At 69.7% G+C, this 11254-nt stretch carries 7 protein-coding genes; 4 read left to right on the top strand and 3 right to left on the bottom strand.

What is annotated here, in order from left to right:
- Nucleotides 1-2 precede the first annotated feature (2 nt).
- The gene (locus tag NAM01S_RS05330; RefSeq protein WP_067780212.1) at nt 3-1358 is read right to left on the bottom strand and encodes a replication-associated recombination protein A; all 1356 of its coding nucleotides are present in this window, start codon (nt 1356-1358) and stop codon (nt 3-5) included.
- Nucleotides 1359-1764: 406 nt separating this feature from the next.
- On the opposite strand from NAM01S_RS05330, the gene NAM01S_RS05325 reads away from it, so the two are divergent.
- The gene (locus tag NAM01S_RS05325; RefSeq protein ID WP_067780210.1) at nt 1765-3423 is read left to right on the top strand and encodes an alkaline phosphatase D family protein; all 1659 of its coding nucleotides are present in this window, start codon (nt 1765-1767) and stop codon (nt 3421-3423) included.
- Between the two features lie 383 nt (nt 3424-3806).
- On the opposite strand, the gene NAM01S_RS05320 is transcribed toward NAM01S_RS05325, so the two are convergent.
- Nucleotides 3807-4976 (bottom strand): phosphotransferase family protein, encoded by a 1170-nt coding sequence (locus NAM01S_RS05320; protein ID WP_067780207.1) that lies wholly within the window; start codon nt 4974-4976, stop codon nt 3807-3809.
- A gap of 347 nt (nt 4977-5323) precedes the next feature.
- On the opposite strand from NAM01S_RS05320, the gene NAM01S_RS05315 reads away from it, so the two are divergent.
- Nucleotides 5324-6244: a DUF2189 domain-containing protein gene (locus NAM01S_RS05315; protein WP_253798263.1), complete on the top strand. Its 921-nt coding sequence runs from the start codon at nt 5324-5326 to the stop codon at nt 6242-6244.
- 287 nt (nt 6245-6531) lie between these two features.
- Here NAM01S_RS05315 and aspS read toward each other — a convergent pair whose 3' ends face one another.
- Entirely contained in the window at nt 6532-8331 is a 1800-nt protein-coding gene (gene aspS / locus NAM01S_RS05310; RefSeq protein WP_067780201.1) for an aspartate--tRNA ligase, read from the bottom strand.
- A 162-nt stretch (nt 8332-8493) separates the two neighbouring features.
- Here aspS and ypfJ point away from each other — a divergent pair, with 162 nt between their 5' ends.
- Both ypfJ and NAM01S_RS05295 read left to right on the top strand, forming a co-directional pair.
- Entirely contained in the window at nt 8494-9417 is a 924-nt protein-coding gene (ypfJ, locus tag NAM01S_RS05305; RefSeq protein WP_067780247.1) for a KPN_02809 family neutral zinc metallopeptidase, read from the top strand.
- Nucleotides 9418-10167: 750 nt separating this feature from the next.
- Entirely contained in the window at nt 10168-10686 is a 519-nt protein-coding gene (locus NAM01S_RS05295; protein WP_067780195.1) for a hypothetical protein, read from the top strand.
- Nucleotides 10687-11254: the final 568 nt, after the last annotated feature.

Below are 11254 nucleotides of genomic sequence, written 5' to 3'. Positions count from 1 at the left end.
GCTCACTTTCCGCGCACGATGCGACGCAGGCGGTCGACGCGGGGGCCGACCTCGCGTTCGTAGCCGTGATCGGTCGGGCGGTAGTAGTCCGTGCCGACGATTTCGTCGGGCGGGTACTGCTGGGCGAGCACGCCGTCGGGATCGTCGTGCGGGTACTTGTAGCCCTTGGCGTGGCCGAGCAGCGCGGCGCCCGCGTAGTGGCCGTCGCGCAGGTGCGGTGGCACGGCGCCCGCTTTGCCCGCGGAGATGTCGGCCATGGCGGCGCCGAGCGCGGCGGGGACCGCGCCGGACTTCGGCGCGGTGGCCAGGTGGATGGTCGCGTGGGTCAGGGTGAGCTGGGCCTCTGGCATGCCGATCAGCTGGACGACGTGCGCGGCCGCGACCGCGGTCTGCAACGCCATCGGGTCGGCCATGCCGATGTCCTCGCTGGCGGAGATGACCAGCCGCCGGGCGATGAAGCGCGGATCCTCCCCCGCGCTCATCATGCGCGCCAGATAGTGCAGCGCCGCGTCGACGTCGGAACCGCGGATCGACTTGATGAAGGCGCTGATCACGTCGTAGTGCTGGTCGCCGGCGCGGTCGTAGCGCACCGCGGCCTTGTCCACGCTCGCCTCGACGAGCGCGAGGTCGACGGTGCCGTCGAGCGAGGACTCGACCGAGGCCTCCAGCGCGGTCAGCGCCCGGCGCGCGTCGCCGCCCGCGATCCGCACGATGTGGTCGAGGGCGTCGTCGGTGACGGTGTAGGCGCCATCGAAACCGCGCGGATCGGTGAGGGCGCGCTCGAGCACGACGCGGATGTCGGCGTCGGTCAGCGAACGCAGTTGCAGCACCAGCGAGCGCGACAGCAGCGGCGAGACGACCGAGAACGAGGGGTTCTCCGTCGTCGCGCCGACCAGCAACACGATCCGGTTCTCCACCGCGGCGAGCAGCGCGTCCTGCTGGGTCTTCGAGAAGCGGTGCACCTCGTCGATGAACAACACGGTGCGCTCGCCGACGGTCAGCCTCCTGCGCGCCAGGTCGATGACCGCGCGCACCTCCTTGACCCCGGCCGAGAGCGCCGAGAGCGCCTCGAAACGGCGGCCGGTGGCCTGCGAGATCAGCGAGGCCAGCGTCGTCTTGCCGGTGCCGGGCGGCCCGAACAGCAGCACCGAGGCCGCGCCGGATCCTTCGATCAACCGCCGCAGCGGCGAGCCGGGGCCGAGCAGATGCTGCTGCCCGACAACCTCGTCCAGCGTGGCGGGCCGCATGCGGACGGCCAGGGGCGCGGCGCTGCCCGGTCCGCGGAAATCAACGCCCGCGCCGCCCAGCGCATCCGACTCAGGCGCCTGACCCGGCACCTCGAACAACCCATCGCTCATGCCTGCGCCTCGCTGACGCTCGGCTCCCGCATGCGCGAGGCGCGCTGACACATGACTCGCTCACTGCGCTCGCTCATACCCGCGCCTCGCTGACGCCCGACTCCAACACCCGCGAGGCGCACCGGCACACGATTCGCTCACCGCGCTCGCTCATACCAGCGCCTCACCGACACTCCGACCCGGCACGCGCGAGGCCCCTGCGCACACGATTCGCACGCAAGGCTCGTTCATACCCGCGCCCCACTCGGCTCCGGCATGCGCTGGCACACGATCCGCTCGCTCATGCTTTCGACCGTACAACTCGGCTCCGACACGCCATGTCCGTCCCGCGATTCGCCGGGATTGCGCCGTGTCGATTTGCAGGTGCGCCGCGCATCGGCTGTGATCATGAATTGTGGCTGAAAACATGGTCGTTTCAGATACCGTCCAGGCCGGGCCGTTCGGCAGGCGTGCCCTACTGAAGGGCGGTGCGGCGGCCGCGGCCACCGCGGGCGCGCTGCTCGTACCGACGCCCGCGCGTGCCTCGGGCCCGGTGTTCCAGCACGGGGTCGCCTCCGGCGATCCGCTGCCCACCGGGATCGTGCTGTGGACCAGAGTGACGGTCTCCGACGACGCCACGCCGGGCTCGGGTGTCGGCGCGGACGCATCGGTCGGCTGGCAGATCGCCGACGACGCGAGCTTCGCCTCGATCGCCGCCTCGGGAACCGCGACCGCCACCGCAGCGGCCGACCACACCGTCAAGATCGACGCGTCCGGCCTGACTCCCGGCCGCGACTACTGGTACCGCTTCACCGCACTCGGCGAGACCTCGCCGGTCGGGCGCACCCGCACCGCGCCCGCACCCTCGGACACCCCGGACCGGCTGCGCTTCGGCGTGGTCTCCTGCTCGAACTGGGAGGCGGGCTACTTCGCCGCGTACCGGCACCTCGCCGACCGCTCGGACCTCGATGCGATCATCCACCTCGGCGACTACCTGTACGAGTACGGTCGCGGCAAGTACGGCGGCCGCAACGGCGCGGTGCGGCAACACGATCCGGCCAACGAGATCGTCACGCTGGCCGACTACCGCATCCGCCACGCCCAGTACAAGACCGATCCCGACCTGTCCGCGCTGCACGCCCTGCTGCCGTTCATCTGCACCTGGGACGACCACGAGTCCGCGGACAACTCCTGGTCCGGCGGCGCCAACCACCACGATCCCGCGGTACACGGCAGCTGGGAGGACCGCCGCGCCGCCTCGGCCCGCGCCTACCTGGAGTGGATGCCGGTGCGCGCCACCGGTTCCGGGACGAGCGTGCAGATCTACCGCAGGCTGCGCTTCGGCACTCTCGCCGAGCTGTCGATGCTCGATCTGCGCAGCTACCGCGATCAGGAGGTGGCGCCCGGCCCGGGCTGGCGCGAGGTCGACAACCCGGCGCGCACCATCACCGGCAAGGCCCAAATGGACTGGCTCACAGCGGGTTTGGTCTCGGCACCGGTGCGCTGGAAGCTGGTCGGCAACTCGGTGATGATCGCGCCGCTCGTCTTCCCGCCGCTGGAGCCCGCGACCACCGCGGCCATCACCGCCGCGCTCGGCGTGCCGCAGTCCGGCGCACCCGCCAACGCCGATCAGTGGGACGGCTACACCGCCGACCGGCAGCACCTGTTCCGCGCGATCACCGATCAGCAGGTCGGTGACGTGGTCTTCTTGACCGGCGACATCCACTCCTCGTGGGCAGCGGACCTGCCGATCGACGCCGCGAACTATCCCGGCGGGCCGACGGCGGGCGCGGAGTTCGTCGTCCCGTCGGTCACCTCGTCGAGCATCGGCGAGACGCTGAAGGCGGCCCCGCGCACCGTGGCGGTGCCGATCGAGGAATCGATCAAGGGCTTCAACCACCACCTGCGCTACGTCGAACTGGAGTCGCACGGGTACTGCGTCCTGGACGTCACCCAGGAGCAGGCGCAGATGGACTGGTTCTACGTCGCCGACGTCACCGACCCGGCGACGGGCGTGCGGCACGCGGCGAGCTTCGCCGTGCCGAGCGGCGGCCGGATCGAGCCGCGCCCGGCGCCCGTGTTGTGATCGCCGCACCGGCGGTTCGCATAGCGTTCTGAGCGCCGCGCCGACACCGATCGCTAAGCCGACGCTGATCGCTGCGCCGACCGTTCCTGCGCTGCGCTGCCGAAGCTGCGCGCTGCGCCGACCGTTCTGCTACGGCTGCGCTGCGACGCTCGGCTCTGCATCGGCTATTCCTAGCGATGCACTGTCGACGCTGGGCCCTGCGCCGACCGTTCTCCTACGGCCGCGCTGCGACGCTCGACTCTGCATCGGCTATTCCTAGCGATGCACTGCCGACGCTGGGCCCTGCGCCGACCGTCCTGCTACGGCTGCGCTGCGACGCTCGACTCTGCGTCGGACATGCCTAGCGCTGCGCCGCCGGGTGTGCGCTGAGTTCGCCCGGCCGACTACTCCGACCAGCGCTCTTCCAGCATCGCCGACACCTCGTCGGCGAAGTCGCCGATCACGTCGTCGCCGGTGCAGCGCGCGTCCTCGGCGAGCGCGGCCCAGCGGTTGATCAGCGCCGCCGAGCGCGGCACCGACAGACCGTGTTCGCGCGCGGCCGCGATGCGGGTGTGGTCGGCGGGCAGGAACCAGTAGGTGGTGAGCCACACCCAGATGAGGCGTGCCTCCAGGATGCGTTCGGCGAGCACCTCGTCGTCGGCGAGCGCCGGGAACACCCCGACGACCTCCGAACGCCAAGCCTCCACCATCTGCCTTGCGCGATCCCTGGACAGCTCGAAATCGCACAGGCAGCCGGGGAACGAGACCAGCGCGTAGGCGATGTCGAGGGTGGCGTCGCGGAAGCCGCCCCACTCGTAGTCCAGGAACCTGGCGCCCTCCTGGTTGAGGATGACGTTGTCCGGGCACAGGTCCGACGGGCTGAACGCACGGAACCGCCCGGCCGAGAACAACCGGTTGCCCCGCACGATGCGCTCGGCGATCTCGCCGGGCACCTCGATGCCCAGCTCGCGCTGCAGCATCCCGGGCACCTCGGAGATCGCGGACTCGGCCTGCTGGGCGATGCCGTCGACGCGGTGCACCACCTCGACGCGGCGCAGCAGCGCGACGAAATCGGCCTCGCGCCCCACGGTCGCCGCGTGCATCCGGCCCAGCGCCTGAGCGAAGGCCATCAGCGCGTTGCGGGTGGCGGGCTCGGCGCCGGACTGCAGCACCGCGGTCATCCTGGCGTTCTCGCCGAGATCGGACAGGATGAGCAGGCGGTCGGGCAGGCTGTGCGCGATCAGGTACGCGCCGGGCCGCTGCTCGCGGCTGAGCGCGGTGGTGAACTGGTAGGAGACGGCTTCCCGGAGGAACGCCGAATCGATGCTCGCGACGCCGGGGGCCAAGCCTCCGGTGCGGCGGTCCTGAGCGGCTCCGCGCACCTGCTTGACGATCAGCGTCCGGGGTAGCGAGAACGAGTTCTCGGCAACACGCACACGTAGGACTGTCGTCCTACCACTACCGCTGAGTTCCATCGGATCGCTCAGCTTCACCGGAGCACCCATTCGCTTTGTGAGCAACTGCTGTGCTGCGGACACGACTTCGGCGGCGCGTTCGGCCAATAGTGCGGTCATCGCCTCTCAAGCTACTCGCATGGGGTCACTTCTAGCGAGCGGTTACGCAACCTTTCCGCTTCGCTCGGCGTGTCTCGTGTCGTGGTCGCGGACGAAAGCCGTGCTCGCTTGACACCATTGCACGCGTCCGGTTTTCTCATCGTGAACTGCTGTGCGCCACATCGCAAACCAGTTGCGTCGAAAGGTCTCCGACATTGACCGACACACCGTCCTCCGCACCCAAGGATCCCGCAGGCGGCACACCCCAGCAGGGCGGTGGAAGCGAGCGGTTCGTGGCTCACCCTGGGCAGCACGAGAGTAGCGACCCGTCCGCGCCGCCGTCCGGTGCGGGCCACTCGCGCCATGAAATGCCTGGTGGAGCGGGGTATCCGCAGTTCGAGGGGCCGGGTGCGGCGCAGTACGGCGCCGAGCCGGTGGAGCCGCCGCCCGCGGTCGCCGCGCAGCCTGCATACGGGCCCGCGGGCACGGGGCCGGGCGTGTCGCCGGACGCGCCGCAGTACGGAGCGCAGCAGCAGTACGGTGCACCGCACGAGTACGGGACGCAGCAGGAATACGCGGCGCAGCAACCGGGTACGCTGCCGCCCGGTGCGGCGCCGACGGGAGCGGTACCGGGACAACCGATCTACGGTTATCAGGTGGGGGCGCCGACCGGTCTCGACGTCGGCCACGCGATCAGTTATGGGCTGGAAAAGTTCCGGTCGAATCCTGCGTCATGGCTAGGAATTACAGCACTGGGCGTCATCATCTATCTGATCTTCGTGTTGATAGTCCAGACGTTCGAACCGAATTCGCTGCTGCCGCTTGTGCTGCTCTTCCTCGCGGTGATGGCGGCGCTGTGGTTGTTGCAGGCCGCGATGGTGCGCGGAGCGCTGTACGAAACAGACGGCGCCAAACCGGCTTTCGGTTCGTACTTCAAGTTCGTCAACGCGGGCAACGTCTTGCTGACCGCCCTGCTCGCGTTCCTCGGCACCTGGATCGGTCTGGCGCTGTGCGTATTACCCGGACTGATCGCCGGTGTGCTGTGCATGTTCGCGCTGCACTTCGTGGTCGATCAGGATCTCGGCCCGTTCGACGCGATCAAGGCCAGTGCCAACCTGGTGGTCAAGAACGTCTGGCCGGTGGTGCTGCTCGCCCTGTCCGTCGCGGTGATCACCTTCCTCGGCCTGCTGCTGTGCGGCATCGGACTGCTCGTCGCGGGCCCGATCTCGATCCTCGCTGTCACCTACGCCTACCGCACCCTCACGGGCGGACGCATCGCCCCGGTCTAACCGGAACCCCACCGCACCGACCGCTGGCCGGTTCACGGGTGCAGCTTCCGTTCCACACACCTTCTGTACGCCTCACATAGCCAGCGACTGTGTGAGGCGTACGGAGCATGTGTGGCAGCCAACGATTCCTTTGGGCCTGAACCGCGAGGCGGCGACAGCCCGACTCCGCCGGGCACGGCGGGAAGCAGCTGGGGCTTGGGCGCAAAGGCAAACCCCTCAACGCCAACGCGCCGCCCGCTCGGGGAGTGACTCCGTGCGGACGGCGCGTCGGCTGGCCGTAGCTCGGCCTACGGCTCGGTGACCTCGAGCTTGATCTCGACCTTCTCCTGCTCCGGCTTGACGTCCAGGCCCGCCTCCTTGCGCTGCTGCGCGGTGATCGGCGCGGGCGCGTCGGTCAGCGGGTCGACGCCGCCGCCGGTCTTCGGGAAGGCGATGACCTCGCGGATGGAGTCCAGACCGGCAAGCAGGGCGGTGATGCGGTCCCAGCCGAAGGCGATGCCGCCGTGCGGCGGAGCGCCGTAGGCGAAGGCGTCGAGCAGGAAGCCGAACTTCTCCTGCGCCTCGTCGTGGCTGATGCCCATCACCTTGAACACCCGCTCCTGCACGTCGCGGCGGTGGATACGGATCGAGCCGCCGCCGATCTCGTTGCCGTTGCAGACGATGTCGTAGGCGTAGGCGAGGGCCGAATCGGGGTCGGTGTCGAAGGTGTCCATCGACTCGGGCTTCGGCGAGGTGAACGCGTGGTGCACCGCGGTCCACGCCGAATGGCCAAGCGCCACATCGCCACTCGCGGTGGCGTCGGCGGTGGACTCGAACAGCGGCGCGTCCACGATCCACACGAACGACCAAGCGTTCTCATCGATCAGTCCGACCTTGCGCGCGATCTCGCCGCGCGCCGCGCCGAGCAGCGCGCGCTGGGCCTTCGCCGCGCCCGCGGCGAAGAACACGCAGTCGCCGGGGACCGCGCCGACGTGCTTGGCCAGCCCTTCGCGCTCGGCGTCGCTGAGGTTCTTGGCGACCGGACCGCCGAGCGTGCCGTCCTCGTTCACCAGCACGTAGGCCAGACCCTTTGCTCCGCGCTGCTTGGCCCACTCCTGCCAGGCGTCGAGCTGGCGCCGCGGCTGGTTCGCACCGCCCGGCATCACGACCGCGCCGACGTAGGGCGCCTGGAACACCCGGAACGGCGTGTCCTTGAAGTACTCGGTGCACTCGGTGATCTCGACGCCGAAACGCAGGTCCGGCTTGTCCGAGCCGAAGCGGCGCATGGCCTCGGCATAGGTCATGTGCGGGATCGGGGTCGGGATCTCGTGGCCGATCAGCTTCCACAGCGCGACAAGGATCTCCTCGGCCAGCAGGATCACGTCCTCCTGGCGCACGAAGCTCATCTCGATGTCGAGCTGGGTGAACTCGGGCTGACGGTCGGCGCGGAAGTCCTCGTCGCGGTAGCAGCGCGCGATCTGGTAGTAGCGCTCGATACCGCCGACCATGAGCAGCTGCTTGAACAGCTGCGGGCTCTGCGGCAGCGCGTAGAAGTTGCCCGGCTGCAGCCGCGCGGGCACCAGGAAGTCGCGGGCGCCCTCGGGGGTCGAGCGGGTCATCGTCGGGGTTTCGACCTCGATGAACTCGTGGTGGGCCAGCACCGCGCGGGCCGCTGCGTTGACCTTCGAGCGCAGCCGGATGGCGTGGCCGGGCACTTCGCGGCGCAGGTCGAGGTAACGGTACTTGAGGCGCGCCTCGTCACCGGGCTGCTCGTCGAGCTGGAACGGCAGCGGGGCGCTCTCGTTGAGCACCTCGAGCTTGCTCACGTTGACCTCGATCTGGCCGGTCGGCAGGTCGGGGTTCTCGTTGCCGTCCGGGCGCTGCTCGACCACGCCGGTGATCAGCACGCAGTACTCCGCGCGCAGCCGGTGCGCCTGCTCGGCGGCCTCGCCTTCGCGGAACACCACCTGCGCCACACCCGACGCATCGCGCAGATCGATGAAGATCACGCCACCGTGGTCGCGCCGCCGGGCCACCCATCCGGTGAGGGTGACGGTCTGACCGGCGTGCTCGCTTCGCAGCGAACCAGCCAAGTGGGTGCGCAGCACGGGATTCCTTTCGACGACTCCGGCACCGGCGGGGTGTCGCCGGATGCGGTTGCCATCGTAGTTAGACACGTTCGTCGAGGGGAAACCGATATCCGCGCGGCCGTGTCAAGCTGTAGCGAGCAGGTCGCCCGCCAACCGGACAAAACGCCACTAAGGACGATGATGACGTTCAACGAAGGGCTGCAGATCGACCCGGACCGAGCCTCTTCCGGCGGACCGGGCATGGGCGGCAAACTCGCGCTCGGCGGCGGCGCGGGTGGCCTGATCCTGCTGGTGATCACGCTGCTGCTCGGCGGTGACCCCGGCTCCGTCCTCGGCCAGTTCACCGGCGCTCAGGACACCCAGCAAACCCAGCCGGGCACGGCGGGCACCCCGGAGCATTGCAAGACCGGCGCGGACGCCAACAAGTACGTCGACTGCCGGGTCGTGCTCACCGCGCAGAGCTTGGACGCGGTCTGGGCGAGCGAACTGCCCAAGCAGACCGGCGAACGCTACGTGGAGCCGGAGCTGGTGCTTTTCTCCGGCGCGGTCGCCACCGGCTGCGGCAACGCCACCAGCGCGGTCGGTCCTTTCTATTGCCCCGCCGATCAGACCGCCTATTTCGACGTCCGCTTCTTCCAGGAGCTGACCGACCGCTTCGGTTCCAGCGGCGGCCCCCTCGCCCAGGAGTACGTGGTCGCGCACGAGATCGGCCACCACATCCAGAACCAGCTCGGTGACATCGGCCGCGCCCAGCGCGACCCGCGCGGACCGGAGTCGGGCGCGGTACGCACCGAACTCCAGGCCGACTGCTACGCGGGCATCTGGGCCCACTACGCGGACAAGACGCCCGCGCCGGGCGGCGACCGGCCGTTCCTGCAAAGGTTGTCCGACACCGATATCAACGACGCCCTCTCGGCGGCCTCCGCGGTCGGCGACGACCGGATCCAGCGTGCGGCGCAGGGTCGGGTCAATCCGGAGGCGTGGACGCACGGGTCGTCCGACCAGCGGCAGAAGTGGTTCCTCACGGGCTACCGCACCGGGCTGGTGCGGGCCTGCGACACCTACTCCGCACCCGACCTGAACAACCCGCCCGCGCTGCGCTGAGCCGCTGATCGCGATCACACCGGGTGATCAGGGCGAATGCCGTGCGGGATGCTTGTTCGCGTACCCGCCGACGATCTACCGTGAACTGGTGATCAGCGGCGACCGGCGACGCGACGGCACGCACCACACGTACGGCGAGCCCGCCCGAAGGCGAGCGCCGTACCCGATCGGACGGCGATTCCACGATCGTCTGCCCGCGGTGAACGCGCGGTCGCATCGAGCGCATTCCAGAACGATCACCCGGTCGCGAATGGGTCGCCGCGGCGCGGCCGAGTCCGGCTCGGCGAATGCGCTCGCGATCGGGAAGTCGCCAGGTCTCGCGAGCACCGCGCCCGCGCAGACGAAAGGGTCTCCGCGTCGCGCGCGCACAGCTTCCGGAACACGCCGACAGGTAGCCGACACGTCGCGCGCCCTCCGGGATCTCTCGCCGTTCAACCGGCTGTCCCGAGCGGTGGCCGTCCCGTCGGCGCTCGCGGTCGCGGTGCGAGACGGACGACTGCTGCCCTGGCCGCGGTACCACAGCGAGCCGCCGACCGCGCGGCATCGACCGGCGTAGCGGCTCGTACCTAGGGACACACCATCAGCGTGTGTCGGTTCGACCCATTCGCAGCCGACCTGCGCACGCCATAGACCCGCATCGACGCCGCATCGGCGCTACGCTCATCGGCGTCCGAAGCCGCTGCGCCGGAGCGAGTCTGCGCTCGCTTCCCGGTCGAGGCGATCGCCCGACGCTGCCGAGATGGGAAGTTCATGCGGAGAACTTTGTCGACCCTGGTTGTCCTCGCGATGCTGTTCGCGACCGGCTCGGTCGTCGCCGTGGCAGACCCGGCCGCGCCGGCGCCCGCCAGGTCGGACGTCACGCTGCTCACCCTGACGACGATGCCCCGCGGCTGGCAGGAACGGATCGATCTGCGTCCGCTGCTCCAGGTCCACGCCGACGGCCGTGCCATCCACCAGCCGGATGCCATTGCGCCCGAACGGAATCCGAACACTGCCCCGCGCCAGATCGACGGCACGGTCCGGCGCGAGGTGATCGATGCCGCCCTGGCCGAGATCACGGCGCTGTCCACCGTCGACCTCGGCATGCCCGCCTCGGGCGACGGGAGCCAGATCATCGACGTGATGCCCGAACCGCCCGGCCAGAACCTCCACCTGATCGTGTACGGACCCGACTCGACCGACGGCCTGACCGCCGAACAACAGAACGCGCGCAAGCGTTTCGCCGACGTCTACCGCAGCCTGCTCGACGCTTTCGTCGCCGATCGCTGAGCGCTGACCGCCCGATCAGCAGACGCCGACAGCTGGCTACTGACCGCCGACCACTGAACCCGCAGGCCCGCCAGTTGACGGCTGACCACGCACAGTCAACCAATCACGGCTGAGGGCCGACGGCAGACCGCTGACGGCTGGCGGCCTGGCGGCCGACGGCCGACTGCTGACGGCCGACCACCAACGGCCGACTGCTGACGGCTGACCGCTGACGGCAGACCGCTCACCGCCAACCAATCACGGTCAACCACTCACGGCTGACAGCTGACGGCCGACGGCCGACGGCCCACCGCAGGCCACTCACGGCTGACGGCCGACCGCTGACTGCCGACCGCCGACGACAGACCGCCGACCGCTGCTGCCGGCCGCGGACTACCGACCACTGACCGCCGACCACTGACCGCCGACGGCAGACCATCGACCATTGACTGCCGACCGCTAACGGCTGACTGCTGACCACCGACCGCTGACCGCTGACCGCTGACCGCCGACTGCCGACTGCCGACTGCTGACCGCTGACCGCAAACGGCTGATTGCTGACCGCCGACCGCCGACGACAGACCGCCGA

This window comes from Nocardia amikacinitolerans NBRC 108937, assembly GCF_001612615.1.
Lineage (GTDB): Bacteria > Actinomycetota > Actinomycetes > Mycobacteriales > Mycobacteriaceae > Nocardia > Nocardia amikacinitolerans.
Note: the sequence above shows the minus strand (reverse complement) of the source record. Positions and strands in the feature narration are given on the sequence as shown.

Coding starts and splice junctions, on each gene's coding strand:
- NAM01S_RS05330 (WP_067780212.1), bottom strand. CDS start 1,358: ATGAGCGATGGGTTGTTCGAGGTGCCGGGTCAGGCGCCTGAGTCGGAT.
- NAM01S_RS05325 (WP_067780210.1), top strand. CDS start 1,765: ATGGTCGTTTCAGATACCGTCCAGGCCGGGCCGTTCGGCAGGCGTGCC.
- NAM01S_RS05320 (WP_067780207.1), bottom strand. CDS start 4,976: ATGACCGCACTATTGGCCGAACGCGCCGCCGAAGTCGTGTCCGCAGCA.
- NAM01S_RS05315 (WP_253798263.1), top strand. CDS start 5,324: ATGCCTGGTGGAGCGGGGTATCCGCAGTTCGAGGGGCCGGGTGCGGCG.
- ypfJ (WP_067780247.1), top strand. CDS start 8,494: ATGACGTTCAACGAAGGGCTGCAGATCGACCCGGACCGAGCCTCTTCC.
- NAM01S_RS05295 (WP_067780195.1), top strand. CDS start 10,168: ATGCGGAGAACTTTGTCGACCCTGGTTGTCCTCGCGATGCTGTTCGCG.